Origin of the sequence: Trichocoleus sp. FACHB-6 (assembly GCF_014695815.1) — a bacterium.
In the GTDB taxonomy this organism is placed as follows: Bacteria; Cyanobacteriota; Cyanobacteriia; order Cyanobacteriales; family FACHB-T130; genus Funiculus; species Funiculus sociatus.
Map to the genome: position 1 here is coordinate 1 of NZ_JACJOY010000071.1, position 19889 is coordinate 19889.

At 45.1% G+C, this 19889-nt stretch carries 10 protein-coding genes; 7 read left to right on the forward strand and 3 right to left on the reverse strand.

The window, feature by feature from the left end:
• Positions 1 to 109 precede the first annotated feature (109 nt).
• The 6 genes from lpxC to H6F66_RS13210 all read left to right on the forward strand — a co-directional run bounded on the left by lpxC (position 110) and on the right by H6F66_RS13210 (position 6867).
• Positions 110 to 958, forward strand: coding sequence for a UDP-3-O-acyl-N-acetylglucosamine deacetylase (gene lpxC, locus H6F66_RS13185; RefSeq protein WP_190421927.1), 849 nt, complete (start codon positions 110 to 112; stop codon positions 956 to 958).
• A gap of 115 nt (positions 959 to 1073) precedes the next feature.
• Positions 1074 to 1616, forward strand: coding sequence for a 3-hydroxyacyl-ACP dehydratase FabZ (gene fabZ / locus H6F66_RS13190; protein ID WP_190421929.1), 543 nt, complete (start codon positions 1074 to 1076; stop codon positions 1614 to 1616).
• Positions 1617 to 1698: 82 nt separating this feature from the next.
• On the forward strand, positions 1699 to 2493 hold the full coding sequence (gene lpxA, locus H6F66_RS13195) for an acyl-ACP--UDP-N-acetylglucosamine O-acyltransferase (protein WP_190421931.1): 795 nt from the start codon (positions 1699 to 1701) through the stop codon (positions 2491 to 2493).
• Positions 2494 to 2557: 64 nt separating this feature from the next.
• Entirely contained in the window at positions 2558 to 3709 is a 1152-nt protein-coding gene (gene lpxB / locus H6F66_RS13200) for a lipid-A-disaccharide synthase (RefSeq protein ID WP_190421933.1), read from the forward strand.
• Between the two features lie 152 nt (positions 3710 to 3861).
• On the forward strand, positions 3862 to 4173 hold the full coding sequence (locus H6F66_RS13205) for a glycosyltransferase (protein WP_277873857.1): 312 nt from the start codon (positions 3862 to 3864) through the stop codon (positions 4171 to 4173).
• A gap of 264 nt (positions 4174 to 4437) precedes the next feature.
• Positions 4438 to 6867, forward strand: coding sequence for a PAS domain S-box protein (locus H6F66_RS13210; RefSeq protein ID WP_190421935.1), 2430 nt, complete (start codon positions 4438 to 4440; stop codon positions 6865 to 6867).
• A 203-nt stretch (positions 6868 to 7070) separates the two neighbouring features.
• Here H6F66_RS13210 and H6F66_RS13215 read toward each other — a convergent pair whose 3' ends face one another.
• The 3 genes from H6F66_RS13215 to H6F66_RS13225 form a co-directional block, all read right to left on the reverse strand.
• Positions 7071 to 16805 (reverse strand): CHAT domain-containing protein, encoded by a 9735-nt coding sequence (locus tag H6F66_RS13215; protein WP_190421937.1) that lies wholly within the window; start codon positions 16803 to 16805, stop codon positions 7071 to 7073.
• A gap of 259 nt (positions 16806 to 17064) precedes the next feature.
• Complete coding sequence (locus H6F66_RS13220; protein ID WP_190421939.1) at positions 17065 to 18510, reverse strand: ATP-binding protein; 1446 nt, start codon at positions 18508 to 18510, stop codon at positions 17065 to 17067.
• Positions 18507 to 19190 carry a winged helix-turn-helix domain-containing protein gene (locus H6F66_RS13225; protein WP_190421941.1) on the reverse strand — a complete coding sequence of 228 codons (684 nt, stop codon included), beginning with the start codon at positions 19188 to 19190 and terminating at the stop codon, positions 18507 to 18509. The genes H6F66_RS13220 and H6F66_RS13225 overlap by 4 nt, the downstream gene beginning before the upstream one ends.
• Positions 19191 to 19508: 318 nt before the next feature.
• Between H6F66_RS13225 and H6F66_RS13230 the strand changes: the two genes are divergently transcribed.
• Entirely contained in the window at positions 19509 to 19778 is a 270-nt protein-coding gene (locus tag H6F66_RS13230) for a hypothetical protein (RefSeq protein ID WP_199313324.1), read from the forward strand.
• Positions 19779 to 19889 lie beyond the last annotated feature (111 nt).

Sequence of the window (19889 nt, forward strand, 5' to 3'; positions counted from 1 at the left end):
CGGTTTTTGCTAACGCAAAAATTCACTTAGGGGACGTTTCGCAATTCACCCCCATTCCTCCCAACACCAATCTGAGTACAGATATGGTGTGGGTCTCCTGGGGGCTGAGATGACAACGGACAAGCAACAAACGCTAGGGGCATCTTTTGAACTGTCTGGTATCGGTCTACACAGCGGTGTCGTGACTCATGTCCGGGTGCTACCAGCAGAGGCGGGAGAGGGGCGCTACTTTGTACGGGTGGATCTCCCAGATTCCCCGCAAATTCCCGCACGGGTGAAGGCGGTAGTCTCTACCACTCTGTCAACGGAACTGGGTGAGGGTTCAGCCCGTGTCCGGACAGTGGAACACCTGCTGTGTGCTTTAGCTGGTAGCGGTGTTGATAATGCTCGAATTGAGATTGATGGCCCGGAAGTACCGCTGTTGGATGGATCGGCGCTGGAGTGGGTGAAAGCGATTAGCCAAGTGGGAGTTGTTCCATTTGGATCAAGTCCAGATTCCTCCTTTATCCTTCAAGAACCTGTTTGGGTGTATGATGGCGATGCCTTTGTTGCAGCACTGCCAGCACCCTTAACCCGATTTTCCTACGGGATTGATTTTGATTTAGCAGCGATTGGCAATCAGTGGCACAGCTGGTGTCCAGGGCAGGAAAGTTTTGCCCAAGCGATCGCGCCCGCCCGCACTTTTGGACTCGCTCACCAAATTGAGCAACTGCAAACCGCAGGTTTAATAAAAGGCGGAAGTCTAGAAAATGCGCTGGTTTGCGGTTCTCAAGGTTGGATTAATCCTCCTTTGAGATTTTCAAATGAGCCAGCACGTCATAAACTTTTAGACTTAGTAGGGGATTTAAGTTTACTGGGAGATTTTCCTGTAGCGCATATCCTGGCTTACAAAGCTAGCCATAACCTACACATCCAACTCGCCCAGCAGCTAGCCCAAAAAATGAATGTTAAGGGCTGAAGATGCAATTTAACTCACAACGCAGCTGGGTTGGTGAAACATACCTATGGGATGATAGGTAATTGCGCTTACACTGACTCCTCTACTGCCCTTAGCCCCGATTCAAAATTTGCTCATGTCCACACTGATTGATGCCAATACCGCTGATACATCTGCTACGGCGGCGACCGAGAATAAAGAAGATGCTGAGAAAGTAGAAAATAGCGATCGCGTCTCGGCTCATCAAACCGTCTTCACACTCGAAGAAATTCACAAACTGCTGCCTCATCGGTATCCCTTTGCCTTAGTGGATCGGATTATCGATTACGTACCTGGAAAAAAGGCTGTAGGCATAAAAAACGTCAGCTTCAACGAACCCCATTTTCAAGGACATTTTCCAGGCCGCCCTATTATGCCGGGAGTGCTAATTGTGGAAGCAATGGCGCAAGTAGGCGGTATAGTATTAACCCAACTACCAGATATTGAAAGCGGCTTATTTATGTTCGCAGGCATTGATAAAGTCCGCTTCCGTCGTCCTGTAGTACCGGGCGACCAGCTAGTGATGACAGCGGAACTGCTGTGTGTCAAGCGTCGTCGTTTTGGAAAGATGCAAGCTCGTGCCGAAGTTAACGGTCAATTAGTTACCGAAGGCGAGCTAATGTTTTCCCTTGTGGACTAAAACAAAAGCAAAAGTAAAAAGGTAAAAGGCAAAAGAAAGAACCTTTTCCTTTTTTCTTTTTACTTTTTTCTTTTTACTTTTTATGAAAACACTAATTCATCCCACTGCTGTAATTCACCCTGATGCCCAACTACACCCTAGTGTCCAAGTTGGTGCTTATGCGGTAATTGGAGAGCAAGTAAAGGTAGGCTCTGACACCGTAATTGGCGCTCATGTGGTGTTAGATGGGCTAACAGAAATTGGCTCCCAAAATAAAATTTTTCCTGGGGCGGCAATTGGCTTAGAACCCCAAGACCTTAAGTATCAAGGTGCAGCCAGTTGGGTAAAAATTGGCGACAGAAACACTATTCGGGAGTATGTCACAATTAATCGGGCAACTGGCGCAGGTGAAGCCACAGTAATTGGCAATGGCAATTTGTTAATGGCTTATGTCCATGTGGCTCATAATTGCGTAATTGAAGATAGCGTCATAATTTCCAATGCTTTAGCAATGGCTGGACACGTCCATATTGAGTCGCGGGCGGTGATTGGTGGTGCTGTAGGTATTCATCAATTTGTTCGCGTCGGACGAATGGCAATGCTTGGTGGGATGAGTCGCATTGACCGGGATGTACCACCTTATATGTTGGTAGAAGGAAGCCCGTCACGAGTGCGAAGTCTCAATTTGGTTGGCATTAAACGCGCAGGTTTAAGCATGACTGAGTTGGGATACTTAAAAAAAGCTTTCCGGATTCTCTACCGTTCAGGATTACCCCTAACTGAAGCTTTAGAACAGCTGGATTTACTTCCAGATAACGAACATTTACAGCACCTGCGTAGCTTTTTGCAACTTTCTCAATCTGAAGGACGGCGAGGGCCAATTCCTGGAAAAGGTTAATGGCTAATGGCTAATAGCTAATGGTAATAAATTAGCAATCATTCAATTAGCAATTACTAAATTAATGCGTATATTTATTAGCACTGGCGAAGTTTCTGGGGATTTGCAGGGGGCGCTGCTGATTGAAGGACTTTATCGGCAAGCTGCTGCTGCTGGTATAAAGTTAGACATTGTTGCCTTGGGAGGCGATCGCATGGCGGCTACTGGTGCTACCATGCTGGCAAATACCAGCGGCATTGGTTCAATGGGGCTTTTGGAATCTCTGCCTTTTGTGTTGCCTATTTTACAAGTCCAGCGTCGCGCGAAACAATATCTGCAAGCTAATCCGCCGGATTTGGTAGTGTTAATTGACTACATGGGGTCAAATTTGAGCTTTGGTAGCTATATCAAACGTCGGTTGCCATCGGTGCCAGTAGTGTATTATATTTCGCCGCAGGTGTGGGTTTGGTCGCCTTTTCCCCAGGATACGAAGCGAATTATCGAAATAAGCGATCGCTTACTGGCAATTTTTCCGGGGGAAGCTACTTATTTCCAAAAAAGAGGTGCATCTGTAGCTTTAGTAGGGCATCCTCTAGTAGATAGAATGGCTACCGCACCTAGTAGAGAAGAGGCGCGACAAGCTTTGGGAATTGGGTCAGAACAGACAGCGATCGCGTTAATTCCTGCCTCGCGTCCTCAAGAATTAAAATACTTGATGCCAGTAATTTTTGAGGCTGCTAAAGCTATTCAGGACAAGTTACCTCAAGTTCATTTCTGGATTCCTTTGTCGCTGGAAGCTTATCGGCAAAAAATAGAAGCGGCGATTCAGAAATATGATTTAAACGCCACTCTAGTATCAGAAAAGACGCAGCAAGTGCTGGCTGCTGCTGACTTGGCAATTACTAAATCTGGGACTGTAAATTTAGAACTTGCGCTATTAAATGTTCCGCAGGTAGTTATTTATCGCCTCAGCGCATTAACTTACTTGATTGCCCGCCTGTTCAAATTTTCTATTCCCTTTATGTCGCCGCCCAATTTGGTGCTGATGCGGTCAATTGTACCGGAGTTACTGCAAGAACAAGCTACGTCAGAAAATATTGTGGATGTTGCTTTAGAAATACTTTTCAATTCCGAACGCCGAGAGCAAATTTTGGCAGACTATCAAGAGATGCGTCTTTCTTTAGGGGAAGTTGGAGTATGCGATCGCGCCGCTAAAGAAATTCTCCAGTTACTTTAATTTCTCTTTTTGAGTGAAAAACTCGGAACAAGTTCTGGAGGCACAATCTCTGACCTTGGCCTATTCAAACTAGATATACTTATAATGTTGAGCGCATTGACCATCTGCCGCCTGCTCAAGACCGTTGGTTTTATAATTCGCAGCGGTTCACGCTGAATTTTACTAGAGCTGATATGATTCGGGCTGGTTATTCTCCCAGTGTGCGGCTATTTGAGGCGGCGTGTGGAACTCCGATTATTAGCGATCGCTTCTTTCGACTCGACACAATCTTTGAGTTTGGCACAGAAATTCTGATTGCAGATAGAAGTGATGATATTTTGCGATATCTCCAAGAAATACCGGAGAATGAAATAATTGCTATAGACGATCGCGCTCGTACCCGTGTTTTATCACAACATACTGCCGCGTATCGTGCTGCCCAGCTAGAAGGATACATTTTGCAGATGGTAACATTCTTAACTTAATGAAAGCTTCATATATATATATTATAATTATTTAAGGAAATTTATACTTTTTTAAAAAAAATTCCTGATTCTTAGAAAGTGCCTCAAATAATGCCTTTTCCTGGAATTTGTTTTATAATAAATTGAGGAATCAGGATATTTTTATTAGCAAAAATATAAACTCGACGATAGGAGATTTGTTGATCTACCTATAGATATATTTAATTTTTTTTTAATTATGATTTATCGTGGAAAAATGCTGTAAACGTTCGGTTATAAAATCTGATGGCAAGCCAGCAAGCAAGGTTTGGGGCGTTTCAAGACTTCACAGGACATCAAGGAGACAAAGAGACACTGAGACTGTATGACCGAGCGATGGCAGCAACCAGTTGCGGGATTACGATCAGTGATGCGATCCAACCGCATAATCCGATAATCTATTGCAATCCTGCTTTTGAGCGAATAACAGGCTATTCAGCCGCCGAAGTGCTGGGACGCAACTGCCGATTTTTGCAAGGGCCAGATACTGATCCAGCCGCTGTTGAGCAAATTCGCCAAGCTTTGCGGACAGGGGAAGGATGCGTGGTAGTTCTGAAGAATTATCGGAAGGATGGAACGCCTTTCTGGAATGAACTGACCATTTCTCCGGTGTGCGACGATGAAGGGCGCATAACTCAATTTATTGGAGTTCAGACGGATATTACAGAGCGGAAGCAGGCTCAAGAGCGAGAGCGAGAAAGCGAGGCGAGACTGCGACTGACTCTGAATGCGGCAAAAATGGGCGTTTGGGAATGGGATCTGCGGAGTGAGGAGGTAAGCGGCTCTCCAGAAGTGGAATCTCTTTTTGGGATTGCTTCCGGTTCCCGTGCTAAAAGCTATGAGGATTATCTCAAGTGCGTTCATCCTGATGATTGCTACCGCGTAGCGTTGGAAATGGCTCGCGTCGTCAAGGAGGGAGGAAACTTAAATTCGGAATATCGCATCATCACCCCTGAAAACACGGTGCGCTGGGTTGTGAGTATGGGTTCCGTGTGGCGCGATGAGAGGGGTGAGGGGGTGCGACTGATGGGAACGGTGATGGATATCACCGAGCGCAAACTTGCCGAGGAAGCGTCGCGACAGCAATTTTTGCGAGAAAGATTGGTAGGAGCGATCGCTAAACGCATCCGCGCCTCTCTGAATCTAGAAGAAGTCCTCAACACTACTGTCGAGGAAGTGCGAACTTTGCTAGGGACAGACAGAGTGCTAATTTACCGTCTGGAGCCTGATGGGGACGGGGTTGTAGCGGTGGAATCTGTCGGTGAGGATTGGATGCCAATTTTGGGAACCAACATCAAAGATCCCTGTTTTGCAAAAAATTGCGTTTCACCATACCAACAAGGCCGAGTTCGCGCAATTGAAGATATTTACACAGCTGGTATTCAGCAATGTCATGTTGATTTACTGGCGAAGTTTCAGGTGAAAGCAAATTTGGTAGTTCCAATTTTGCAAGGGGAACACTTGTGGGGATTACTAATTGCTCATCATTGCAGCGAATCTCGGAAATGGCAAGAATCGGAAGTGATGTTGCTAAAACAGTTGAGCGTGCAACTAGCGATCGCAATTGGACAATCAACCCTATTTCAACAGTTGTCAACCGAACTGGTCGAACGCAAAGCTGCTGAAGCTGCATTGCGCCAATCAGAAGCCCAGCTAAAAGAACAAGCAACCCAGCTAAAACAAACTTTGCATGAGCTGAAACAAACTCAAGCTCAACTAATTCAGAGCGAAAAAATGTCCAGTTTGGGCCAATTAGTCGCTGGTGTCGCCCATGAAATTAATAATCCAGTTTCATTCATTTATGGAAATTTGGCACCTGCCAGCCAGTACGCCAAAGATTTATTGAATCTATTGAAACTCTATCAAAAGTACCTGCCAAAACCACCAGAAGAAATTCAAGAAGAAGCTGATGCTATTGAATTAGACTTCTTAATTGAAGATTTACCAAAACTATTAGCTTCTATGAAAATGGGAGCAGACCGCATCCGCGATTTGGTACTAAGTTTAAGAAACTTCTCCCGCCACGATCAAGCCCAGAAAAAACCAGTTGATATTCACGAAGGTATAGACAATACCATATTGATTTTGCAGCATCGTTTAAAAGAAGAATGCTCCCGCCCCCCCATTCAAATTATTAAAGAATACGGCGACTTGCCAGAGGTGGATTGCTACGCAGGGCAACTCAACCAGGTATTTATGAATCTAATCAGTAATGCGATTGATGCCCTGGAAGAATATAATTCTAAGCGATCGCCTGAAGAAATAAATCGCGATCGCAGCAAGATTACCATTAGCACATCCTTGAAGAATGAACAAGGAAGTATAAAGAATGAATTTGATTTCATTAATCCTTCGCTTGTCAACATCGCTCCTTCCTCTGTTATCATCCGGATTTCCGATAATGGCCCCGGCATTCCAGAAGCAATTCAACAACGAATCTTTGACCCCTTCTTTACCACTAAACCTGTAGGACAAGGCACGGGTTTAGGCTTGTCTATTAGCTATCAGGTTGTAGTTGAACGCCACGGCGGGCAACTAAAGTGTGTATCAACACCCGGCAAAGGAACAGAATTTATTGTAGAAATTCCGCTACAAAAAGTTGAACAGGAATCTGTACTAGGGGCATACTGCTGCTTAACATCCGTATCAGCAACACCCCAGCGGGTAGCTTCTTAAACAAAGCAAAAGGCTCTTAAGCAAAGCAAATCGCCCACAGACTGGAAGTCTGGGGCTACACAAACCAAGTCCGCCCGCGCGGACTTGATTCAGCCTGCGGAGGCAGGCTTTGTTTGTGTAGCCGCGATTTTCAATCGCCAGGTATTTTTGCAAAACTGGGATGCACCCAAGCTACGACTAACGCTTAAAGTTATTTTCCTTTTCTACCAAGGATTACCAATCATCGTAAAAGCAGACCAGAAATAGGGATGTTCTAACTTCTTCCCTTCCAGCTTTGCTAATTCCGAACCAAGAGGGATATTACCAGCAGCAGTATGCAGTTGTCCCCCTTCCAAGCGCACTTCTCCCTTCAGCATTGCTACCTGCGCCCGCCGCAACGCCTCCGCCTTAATTGGGGCTGTTTTCAACTCTTGATAGAAATCTGTCATCAATCCCAAAGTTCCCGCATCTGACACATACCACAGACTACCCAGCGCTGACTTGACTCCCGCTTGCACTGCTAATCCAGCAAATCCTAACTCTGCCTTGTCTTCATCTCCCACCGCCATCCGACAAGCACTCAGAACCAACAGTTCCACCGCTGGTTTTTTCCAGTCTAAATTGGGTAGTTGATCCAAACTCAGCTTGCTGTTTCCCATCTGAATGTAGGAATTGCTTGGTGCGCCTGCTTTAAATTCGCCATGAGTAGCAAGGTGGACGATCTGGAACTGTTGTTGGCGACGCTGTGCTTTGATATTCTCTAGGGTGAAGTCCTTGTTGAGGAAAGACTTACCCGACCACAGTTTCCTAGTAATGATGTCCAACTCCAAGGGTACAGCAGGTAAGGGATCTTGGTCGGTGAATTTTGATGCTCCCATTGCTAAGACTTTGGCGTTGCGAATGTCCACATAACCCGTATCAGTTAAGCTGAAACTAGGCATCAAACCGACACTATATTTTTCTACGAGAAATTTTTGACCATCGTGGAGGGCGGCGACGGGAAGACTTCGCAAGCCATTATCCATGATAAATGCCAGATTCTGAATGTTTTGCTTTTCTAATTCGGGTTGTATAGGTGCAATCAACCACTGATGAAGTTTTTGGGAAAAAGGTAAATAACTCTTACTATTACGTTCGGCATTGTCCCTGATAGTTACTTCGTTGCGTAATTTTTTAACTTGTGCGAGTACCTTAGCCCGCGTTGCTTCCGGAATTCGCTTGACGATGGAACCCTTAGAGGTAACTACTACCAGTTCTAATTGGTCGTTATCTTTCTCTGATTGAATGTTAGAGCTTTCTGATACCCGCGCCGGAACAAAGGTGGCATAAATGAAACTTGATTTGACACCAATTTTAGTTTCAATTCTGCCTAAAATTTCTCTATCTTCCCCTGGACTTCTAATTGCAGTAGTACCAGTTTTACCTAAATATTGGTCAAATTCTGACGTGAGGCTTCTCTCAATTTCGCCAACGTTTTTATCAATTTCAACAGTAGCATTATTGGTAGATGTACCAATTGTAGCGACTCCGGATAAAGGTAGTAGGTTTTGTCCGGGGCGGCGGGGAATAATTTGAATATTGCCTTGGCGGTAAGCAGAGGTAAACTCTTTTGATGGCAAAATCGTGTTAATCAATCCAATGCCGCTGCTAATAGCACCCGCAGTACCATTTTCTGTAGCATCACCTACAACAAAGGCAGTGTAAGCTGTGCCGCCGCCGTGGAAAATATTAATTGAACCATCTAAAATTCCTCCGGCAGTGGAAATGCTGGTAGGAAATGGGTTTCTAGCATCTGTGAAAGTGCCTGTAGCGCGGAAGAAATGGTCGGTGGTAATGGTGACAATTCCTCCTACTCCGGCGCTTCCACCTTGGGCGTTAATGGAAACAACTTGAATGTCATTTATCGGAGTCCTGTCAAGTTTTTTGAGGGGATTAGATATGGTGACATTACCGCCATTGCCCAAGCTAGAACTAGAGTCTATAATCCCAGTATTTATAACGCCCAGTGTATCAACTTCGATTACAGCGCCGCCTGCTGCTCCTGTTGATGTTAAGTCTCCGGTAAGTATGTTACCGATATCGCTGTTTAGCGCGATCGCTCCCCCAGTACCAGCACTAGAAGATGTGTCTATATTTGCGGTTACAATGCCGTTGGGAGCTGATGCGGTGACAGAACCACTGCTTTTCCCAGAGGATGTTGATGTTACATTGGTGCTGGTAATGGTTCCCTGTTGACTTGTCAGCGTAACTGCGCCGCCTGCGCCATTTTTGGAAGACGAGTCAATGTTGCCAGTGGTAAGGTTACGCGACGAGGTTGCAGTGACTGCGCCGCCGCTGGTTCTTCCAGAAGATGTTAAATTTCCTGTTTTAATGGCACCATCTTGACTTTTTGCCGAAATCGCGCCACCAGATGAATCTATGTTTCCTGTGGCGATGTTTTCTGGCGCTGCAAGGGTGATTTCTGCGTCTTTCGAGGTGATATTGCCGCTTTGTATAGATCCTTGTTGGCTAGTGAGAGAAACTGCGCCACCAGCACCTTTAGAAGTTGCGTCTAGATCCAAAGTCTCGATGTTGTCCCGCGCTATAACCGTAATTGGGCCAGCATCAGTTTTAGAGCGTGATGTAATATTACCAGTTTGTACGCTTCCGGAGTTGCTGGAAAGCGCGATCGCGCCACCCTTAACAGCAGAAGATGAGTCTAAAGATCCGGTATTAATAGATCCCTTGTCGCTATTAAAGGTAATTTCCCCACCTTTTGAGGTGACATTACTGGCACGGACTTGTGTATCCCCGTTTAAATTAACTTTGCCGCCATTGGTGCTGATATTGCCTAGCTGGATATTATTAGCGACGATATTCACACCAGCAGGCGCAGTAGTTGCTATATCCCCCACTAAATTAGTAGTGCTACTACCACTTAATTGCCCGAAGCTGGCGGCAGCAATTGTTGAATTAGCAGTTACATCCGTGGCATTTTCAATTAATATCGCACCCAACTCTCTACCCGTTCCAGCACCTACAGTGTTAGCAAATAAAATGTTCCCGGTACCTGCAACCATCCGCAAGTCGTTATATTCGCCTGTCTCGCTATCTAGGGTGCCGTTGAATGCGATATTACCTCCACCGAAAGCACCCGTGTTGAGGAAAGTATCGTCAGTAAGAGTGACATTCCCGTTAAATGTGATATCGCCATTTGAGGTGGTAACAGTACCTGACAATTTTGTTTGCAAAGCGTTGACAGTTACAGATTGGAAAACATCGGTATCTTTGCCTGAAAGGGTGGCATTATCACCGCCGATAATTAAGACGTCAGAATTAATAGTCAAACCTCTCAAGGCATATGGTTTACCGACATCACCTTTAAAGATAGCTTGACCATTTACCCCAGGAGTAAGCGTCAGTAATTGGGCAAATCTGGCATCAGGAGTGATGCCGCTGACCGACGATTCAAAGATAATATTACCGCCATTGCTTGCCAGTTCCACATCGTTATGAAGCCAGATAATTTTGCCCAATTGACCGAGGATAATGTCTTGCCCGGAAGTGCTAATATCTGCCCGTAGATTTGTTGTAGCAGCGTTAAGGGTAATGGAAGCATTTCCTTGTCCTGTAATCTTTCCGTTGACATCAATAGTGCCATTGGGAGATTGAATTTTTACTGGTTCGTTGAAATTAGCAGTTTTAACAGTGACATTGCCATTGTTGTTATCTGAACCGATGATAATGGGATTAAACCCATTCATAGCATTAATATCTGTTTGGGAGATATCTAGCGCCGAAGTGCCTTCAGATCCAGTGATCGCGATCGCTAACCCATTTGTTGCAGGTTGCAGTCTTATAGTATTGCTACCCGTAACTGTATTATCTCCTCCCTTGAAGTTAATTTCATTTCCTGTCAAAGTTAGGGAGTAGTCACCTGCTGCCCAGCTAGACTTAAAAGTAATCGTACCTCTTCCAGACGTAAGTGCGATATTTTCTGTCTGTTGCACTGGCCCTTTAAAGGTAATAGCGTCGTTGCTGGTAGTAATGTCTCCCGCAGTAATAGCTGTGCCAGAACCTTTTTGTAAAAATGCTCCCGCCAGGTTCATGTCGGCATCAGGATTAATTGTTAACTGACCCCTATTTTTGATAGTAAATCCACCATTGCCAGCGGTGTTGATAGCGCCTTGAAAGGTGAAATTATTACCAGTCAGGTTGATGCCATCTGCGGTATTAGTATTTAGAGGGCCGTTGAAAGTAGTAGTCCCCCTGCCGGAATTTTGGCGGATGCTAGAGGATGCGATCGCTTGCGTTTCTATATTATTAGCACTTGTAAAAGTCAGTTCTCCAACTTGCGCCGCACCACCTAGCTTAATATCACCCGTGCCTGCTGCCAATTCTAAATTTTTTCCGCCATTAAGATTGCTATTAAAGCTGATATTTCCCGCACCTACACCCGTATCGAGTTTAATATTTTCTGTGAGAGTAACGCCACTATTAAAGCTTATATTGTCGTTAGTTGTGGTAATGTCAGCAGCAGTAGAAACTGCACCTGTACCAGTTTGACTGAATGCACCATCCAAGCTAAACCCGGCCGCAGGACTAATGGTTAACTGACCGCTGTTGTTTATAGTAACACCGCCGTTTCCAGTAGTATTAATTGTATTCAGATTAAAAACGTTTCCGGTTAGGCTGATGCCATCCGCCGTATTTGTATCAAGTACGCCCTTGAAGGTAGTAGTACCCGTACCTGCATTTTGACTGATACTAGCGGCGGTTATAGAGTCATTTGCAGTGACGTTGCCGGCGCTGGTAACAGTTAGCTTACCTAAGCGAGTGTTGCCTACTTTTCTATCAAAGGTAATATCTGCATTCCCTGCTGCCAAGTTCATATCAAAAGCACCATCTAGAGTGCCGTTAAAGTTAATATTACCGTTGTTAGTTGTAATACTAAGGTCTGTCTCTAGAGTTGTTGGGCCATTCAAATTGACGTTATTACCAGCTACATTCGAGGTAGTAATATTGCCTTTCAGGGTAATGCCATTATCGCCGCTAATATTTACAGTTTTGATTTCAGTATCGTTGCCAATAGCACCGATACTGACGCTACCCGTACCTGCATTCAAGGTGAGATTTTCGCCGCTGTGACCGCGCACAGATGTAAGAGCGATCGCGCCGCCGCCGCTGTTGATAGTTAAGTCAGAGCCGTTGGCAAGTTGGATCGTGCCTAATTCAAAGCTAATGGCATCGTTACTAGAAGTAAAGGTGGTTGCTTCGCCACTGCTTATATTAAAAGCTGTTCCAGTGTAGGTTTGTTTACTGGCATTATAGGTAGTGCCAGTGAAGGTGAGCTTATTGCTGGCATTCAGAATCGTGTCGCCGCTGACACCCCCTGCTGTACCGCCAATATTACCAACAGATATATCGTTGCCGCTGAAGTTTAAGCTGTCTGCAAAAATAGCTTTTGTGTTTACGTCTTTGGCACTGGTAATAATAAAACTGCCAACTTGGGTATTGCCCTCTAACTTAATATTACCCGTCCCAGCAACTAATTCTAAGTTTTTCCCGCCATTTATCGTGCTGTTAAAAACAATATTTCCTGCACCTGTACCTGTATCGAGTTTAGTATTTTCTGCGAGAGTAACAGCACGATTAAATGTAATATTGTCGTTGCTAGTAGTAATGTTACCGGAAGTGGAAACTGTTCCTGACCCATTTTGCAGAAAAGCTCCATCCAAGTTCATATTGGCACCGTTTCCCATAGTAAAGGTGCCACCGTTGGTAATAGTTACAGTTCCATTATTAGTTGTAGTAATGTTACCTTGAAGCGTTACGCTACCACCGTCACCAGTAATAAATGCCAAATTTTTGTTTTGAGATATCCGCGAGGAATTTGTTGTTCCCAGCATAATACCGCTAGTATTGTTTGTATCCCCGATAGTTAAAGTGCTAGCAGTAATGCTATCAAGTTGAGCGTCCGTAAAGTTGAGATTTTGAGTATTATCGATCCCAATAGTTTTATCTGACGTCCCTGGTTTCAAAGTGACATTAGTCGCGTGAGTAGAAGAAGCAAGTGCGATCGCATCTGCACTGACAATCAAGTTCCCCAAAGGCGTAGTATTACCCACCGCCTGATTAAAATTAATACTACCTGCGCCTGCCGTTAGTTCTAAATTCTTACCGCCATTTATCGTGCTGTTGAAAGTAATGTCACCATTTCCGGCGTTTAGCGTTACGTTTTCTGTAAGCGTAACTGGTTTGTTGAAACTTATTTTGTCATTGGTGGTACTAATGTTGCCGCCAAGAGAAACTGCACCAGAACCCTTTTGATTAAACTCTCCATCCAAGTTCATGTCAGCAGCAATGCTGAAGCTGCCGCTGTTGTCAATAGTAAAAGTTCCGCTGACACCTACAGTGTCCCTATCGCCAATCTCTTTCACACTGATGTCGTTGCCAGCAATTGTCAAACTACTTAAAGGTGTTTTATTGCCAATAGCACCGTTAACTCTGATATCGCCGCTTCCTGCTTGTAAAGATAGCGGTTTATTGCCATTGATAGTGCCATCGATGGTAATGTTACCATTAGCTGCGCTTGTGTTAATCGCCAGGTCATTTGTATCACCGAGCAAAACATCGCCATTGATGGTAATTGAGGCATTACCCGCTCCCGTAATTGACCCATTCAAAGCAATTGTTCCTGTGCCTGTTGCCTGTTGGATTATTACAGAGTCGTTGAATGATACATTATTGCCTATAGTAATATTTCCAGTGCCGTTATCACGTCCAACAGTGATGGAGTCAAAACCATTAATAATGCCAAAGTCTGCTGTATCCAGATGTAGACCTGTGGCGACAGCAGAAGCAATATCGATCGCTTTATCTGGTATTTTAGTCTGAATTTGAAGTTTGCTACCATTGGTGCCGGATACTGTATCTGCGAAATCAATTTTGCTATCTGAAGTTAAGGTTAGGTTGCTGTTATTTGCTGTCAAAGTTGATTTGAAAGCGATCTCGCCATTTCCCGCATTCAACTCTACATTAGAATCGATGATATTAACAGCATCAGTATAAATTTGACCATTCACTCCCGTTGTGGTTACATTTCCTTTTACATTGGTGTTGCCACCGATATCGGTCAACAAACTAGCTGCTTTAACGGTACTGTTAAACTCAGACTTCGCGGTGCTGTTAGCTACTAAGTTTCCCAGTGGTGTGATATTGCCAACTGCATTTTTGATAATAATATCGCCGCTACCTGCTGTTAATACCAAGCCTTGAACTTCAGCAGTAGTGCCATTAATATTTCCCGCAATACTAATATTGCCGCCGCCCGTCAATCCCGTGTCAAGCTTTACGCTGTTGCCCAGTTTCACCCCATTGGTACCAGTAGCGGTGATATTGATATCTCGATCTATTGTGGTGATACCTGCGTTCAGGTTGATTGCTGCACCGTTGAGAGTAATCGAGGCATTTTCTTTGCCTGAAACCAAACCACTAAGATTAATTTCGCCTCCAGAGAGAATTGTCACCGGATCAGCGAATGCGATGTTATTGGGGATGGTAATCGTTCCATTACTATTAATTACTCCGATGGTAAGTAAGGCAAAGCCATTTTGCAATAAATTTAATTCAGTTGCTGTCAGATCCAAAGCATCTGTATTGTTGTTAGTTGAACCGATAGCGATCGCTTTGTTGGTTGAGAACGACTCAAGTACAAGATTTTTGCTCCCAGATACTGTATTTGTGAAATCAATCTCGTCTGCTGTCAGAGTAAGATTGTTGTTACCAGCCGTCACTGTAGAGTCAAAGTTAAGCTTACCAGTTCCCGCACTGATCGCCACATCGCCAGCCCCAGGCATAGTGACTGCACTCTTAAAGCTGATGTTGTCATTGGTAGTAGTAATGTCGCCGCCAAGAGAAACTGCACCTAAACCTTTTTGCTTAAACTCCCCTTGCAAGTTCATGTCAGCAGCAATGCTGAAGCTGCCGCTATTGTCAATAGTAAAAGTTCCGTTATTGGTGGTTATAACCTGGTTTTTGAAGTCAAAACCTTGACCTTTTAAATTAATATTCCCGGCAACATTAAGTTCGCCATCAAAAGTAGTGATGCCTGTACCTGCACTTTGAGTAATGCTGGCAGCAGAAATAGCTTTTGTGTTTACGTCTTTGGCACTGTTAATAGCAATGTTCCCCAAAGGTGTAGTATTACCCACCGCCTGATTAAAATTAATACTACCTGTGCCTGCCGTTAGTTCTAGGTTTCTACCGCCATTTATCGTGCTTCCAAAGGTAATGGCACCATTTCCAGTGTTTAGCGTTACGTTTTCTGTCAGGTTGACTGCACCAGTGAAGCTAATACTTTGGTTAGCAGTTTTGATATCTCCTGCGGTATTAACAACTCCGGCGCTAATTTGACTAAAAGCACCGCCCAGATCCAAATCAGCAGCAGAGTTAATATTCAGCTCAACTGTACTATTGATAGTCAAACCGCCCTTGAGCTTCATTGGTGCATCCAAATTGACAGTAGGAGCATCTAAAGTCAGCTTGTTAGCATTAGTGTTGCCCCTGGAATCAACGGTATCTTTAACAGTGAGGGAATTAGTACCCCAATAGGTGACATCAGCGGTGTTGAGTGCCGTTACTACTTGCGAAGGAGTAATATTGCCTCCACTATTGGCAATGACCCAATTGGGTGGATCTAATAATAATTGTCCAGTTAATCCATTAGTCGCCCGCAAATCCACAAAACCGTCATATTTGAGGCTTAGCTTTCCCGATGTTTCGACAAAACCGCCATTACCAGAATTAGCGCCACCACGCGCCGTAATATTGCCGTTAAACTCAGTTTTGTCGTCCGACCAAACAATTACACGTCCGCCATTACCATTAGTTATGGCATTTGCGTTAATTGTGGTTTTGCTGTCAACAAAAGTGTGATTGGCATTCGGGACTTTTCCCTTACCTTGATAGTCGCCGCCAATTAACACTGTACCGCCGCCAAGGTTGCCTGATGCGTTAATATTGGCACCGACTAAACCTACTTTTTCACCCAAAACTTGCACCGCGCCGCCAGTTCCCGATACATCGACGGCACCAGCTACAATGGCGGTACCCGGTGCTGCTGGTATGCCAGAACCGCTAATAACTACCTTTCCCTCACTGTTTACTGTGAGTGCTGTGGCGTTCCTTACATTTGCGCCTGTCAACAGAGTTGGTAAGTCTGGAACTGGCTCCCTCCAATTCGCAGGTGTCCCGTCTGCGTTAGGGAGTGCAATTTCTAAACTCAGTAATTTTCCCGCTTCCGATATCCGTACCACCTTCTCACCGGGTACGGCTACGACGGTGATATTACCTCCTGGTGCGGACAACTTCCCGGTACTGATAACTGTGCCACCGAGTAAGGTAAGATTTTGCCCTTGTCCTACTGCAAGGTCTCCGGCATTGATTATTGCCCCCGGCTGACTCATTGTGAAGGCAAAGCTGCTGGGCGTACCGACTAAAACAGCGTAGTTATTGGCACCAGCGGCGTTAAACCAATTGTCACCAAAGCCAATGCCATTAGCAGTGGTGGCGGTGAAGGAGGCAGGCACGTTCAGCGTAGCGTTAGCGCCAAAAACAATGCCTGCGGGATTCATTAAGAATAGGTGGGAATTCCCGCCCGTCACCTGGATCAGACCATTAATTACCGAGGCATCGCCTCCACGTACTCTCGCCAGGATGTTCTGAATGTCTGGGTTGGAGAGAAAGTTGGCTATTTCGCCAGAATTGACACCAAACTTAGTAAAGCTGTGGAAGAGATTTGCGCGATCGCCTGAAAGGGTGCCGCCAGTGATGTCAATTCGTTTGCCATCCTGGTTAACTACAGTATTCGTGTCATTCGGTGCCGCAATAATTGTCTGGGCATTGGCGCGTACACCTACAACCGCCCAAAGCAACGTCCAAGCTAACAGGACACCGATTCTGCTGGTAAATACTGACATCAATCTCTTCCTTACGGCTGATGAAAAATATGTGGTTAGTCTAATTCTTTAATAGAATTCTTACCCACTCCGTAATATCACAGTTGAGATAAAGAAATCATCAATTAGGTCTGAAGTAGTTTAAAGACTTAACAAAGATGGCAATATTTCTATACAAAAAATTCACAACTCGAAAGCGAACGGGTGATTTATATAAGCTTTTTCTTTAAAAAAGTCTTATTACCATAAAATAAATTAATTAGTATTTATAATCAATTATTTATAAACCAACTGGTAAGGTTAGGGTGAATGCAGTCTGTCCAGATAGTGTTGGATCAAGCGTCAGGTCGCCGCCGTGCGATCGCGCGATTTCCCGCGCTAAGCTCAGTCCTAATCCAATTCCCTCAACTTTGCGCGTCCGGGCTGGATCGCCGCGATGGAAGCGGTCAAAAATGCGATCGCGATCGCCAGTTGGAATTTCTTTCGAGCAATTACTGATAGTAATCAATACAGTTGCACCCTGACGACGAGCATCAATCCGAATCCAGCCGTTAGGCAAATTGTATTTAATGGCATTGCTAATCAAGTTTTGCAAAACCTGAACGAGTAAGTCGCGATCGCCTTGTACGCGCAAACCATCGGCAATTTCTGTTTTAACCTCTAGATGGGGTGCAAGCAGTTCTATATCTTCCAACATCTCAATTAACAAGCCAGATAAATCCACCCCAACTCGGTACAAAGCCATTTGTCCGGCATCCGCTAAGGAAAGCAGCAACAGTTTACGCACAATCCCGCTGAGTCGGCGCACTTCATCGAGCAAATTGCTCAAACCCTGTTGCACCTCTGAGCCTGGTTCCGCTTGTTGCAGGGTGCGTTCCAGTTCCCCTTGCAAAATCGCTAGGGGAGTCTTGAGTTCGTGTGCAGCATCGGCGCTAAAGCGAGAGGCTTGCTTAAAACTGTGTTCCAGACGTGACAACATCTGGTTAAACACTTGAATTAATTCGACAAATTCAACATCTGTCGCACCGATGGGGACTCGTTGTTCCAAACCGCTAGCGGTGACATTGCCAATGACTTTAGTTAACCGTCGGATGGAATGCAAACTGCTGCCAGCAATACCCCACGCACCACCCGCTACGAGTAGAAGCACCCCTGGAATTGAAATTAGGAAGATGTTGCGGATAACGACCATCTCTTGTGCGATCGCTTTTAAACTTACTGCGATCGCAACTTGAGCAAAGGGTGTTGTGACTGCACCAACCCGCCAAGTTCCCGTTGCTGTGCGCTGGGTGACGAATCGAGGCGGGGGCGGTGGTCGATCGCGCGAGGGTTGCGATCGCTCTGGAAATGGGGCTGTTTGTCGCTGGGAATGAGATGGTGGAAAGGGCTGTAGTTGGGGGCGCGATGTCCAAAGGTTATTGGTATCTAGATCGGTAGCCCATTCCTCGGAGCGATACAGGACGTTGCCATTTGCATCGATGACCAACATGGCGATCGCTGTATTGGTTCCAAACGCGCCAGGGAGAAAGGCTTCATAGGACTGCCAGCGATTGGGCGATCTTGGACGACCTGCCCGCATCAATTGACTCTCCAGTTCTGCATCCAGACGGCTTACCTTAGCCTCATAAATCAGCCACCAAGAGATTAGCCCAAACCCAGCAATGGCGCTCCCTGCGAGAACAGCAGACAATAGAGCAATTCGGATACGGAAGGAACGCAACTTCACTGTTGAGACTCTGATTGACGAAAGCGATAGCCGACGCCGCGAATGCTTTCAATCCAACCCGCGCCACCGATGGAGTCAATTTTTTTGCGAATGCGTTGAACGCACACATCTACTACGTTGGTGTTGGGATTGAAATCATAGCCCCAGATGTGTTCTAAGATTTGCGTGCGGGTGAAGACTCGTCCAGGCGATCGCATTAGATATTCCAAGAGGTTAAATTCACGGGTGGTGAGTTCAACTATATGTTGATTGCAGGTGGCTTCTCGCGTGATGCGATCCAGCTTGATGGGGCCGACGCAGACTAAATTTTGGCGATCGCCCGCACTCCGACGCACGACTGCATGAATGCGGGCGACAAGTTCTTCAACAAAAAATGGTTTCGCTATATAGTCGTCAGCACCCAAATTTAGCCCTTCAAGTCGGTCATCCAATTCATTACGAGCAGTCAGCAAAATTATCGGCACATTCTGTCCTTTTCGACGCAGGTTTTTGAGGATGGACAAACCATCTTTTCCCGGCACCATAATGTCAAGCACGAGGGCGTCATACTCGTTATCCAAGGCGCGAGTATAGCCCTCATCTCCATTGTCACAATAATCGACAACAAATCCTTGTTCCTTCAATCCAGCTTGGACAAAGTTGGCAATTTTCGCTTCATCTTCAACGAACAGAATATGCACGGCTTTCTCATGCGATTGGACGGCTTGCGAGGTTCATCCAGTTTAACTTGTGAAGGCGAGATACCGGACTTCTCTAAGAAGTCGGGTATCTGAACCACTGGTATCTCACAATAGCCGATAAAATCGGAGGATGACCCGGCAAGAAACCTGAACCCAAAACATAAGCAATGGTCAGAACACCTCCTCATTAAAAACCTTTGCCAATTCCACCGCTCGAAAGTGGCGATCGCCTAAATCGCTGTGAACTTGAGGGTATCGGTGGGATAAGTTAAGATAGTGTTGCCATTGGTCAAGTCTTACTGCTAAGGAATTACTCTGATGGGAGCGTGGGAAGATCAAGCAAAGCGGACAAATAATTATAGGTTGCACTGGTCAGAAGCTCAGGATTTTAATTTTATTGCGGCTCTGCTAAGTGCTACTAATGAAGAAGAAGTTAAAGCAGCTTATGTGAGGGAATTTTCTCTGCCAGTCAAAACTCAAGAAAGACATGATTTGGTAGTAGATAAGGTTCTATTTGAATTTAAATACTCGGTTAAGCTTAAAAAAATAGAGATTGCAGCGAAGGTTATTGCACAGGCAATTTATTAGAGGATGTTTGAAAAGTGGTGAGGGGTTAAATATTATGCCAACCGCCTGACCATGATACGGATCATTGCCAGATAAATAAAAGTCTCCGATGTTTCTGGCAATAACTCATAA

Bases quoted from the DNA above. Each gene is read 5' to 3' on its own strand.
- lpxC (WP_190421927.1), top strand. From the start codon at position 110: ATGACAACGGACAAGCAACAAACGCTAGGGGCATCTTTTGAACTGTCT.
- fabZ (WP_190421929.1), top strand. From the start codon at position 1,074: ATGTCCACACTGATTGATGCCAATACCGCTGATACATCTGCTACGGCG.
- lpxA (WP_190421931.1), top strand. From the start codon at position 1,699: ATGAAAACACTAATTCATCCCACTGCTGTAATTCACCCTGATGCCCAA.
- lpxB (WP_190421933.1), top strand. From the start codon at position 2,558: ATGCGTATATTTATTAGCACTGGCGAAGTTTCTGGGGATTTGCAGGGG.
- H6F66_RS13210 (WP_190421935.1), top strand. From the start codon at position 4,438: ATGGCAAGCCAGCAAGCAAGGTTTGGGGCGTTTCAAGACTTCACAGGA.
- H6F66_RS13215 (WP_190421937.1), bottom strand. From the start codon at position 16,805: ATGTCAGTATTTACCAGCAGAATCGGTGTCCTGTTAGCTTGGACGTTG.
- H6F66_RS13230 (WP_199313324.1), top strand. From the start codon at position 19,509: ATGGGAGCGTGGGAAGATCAAGCAAAGCGGACAAATAATTATAGGTTG.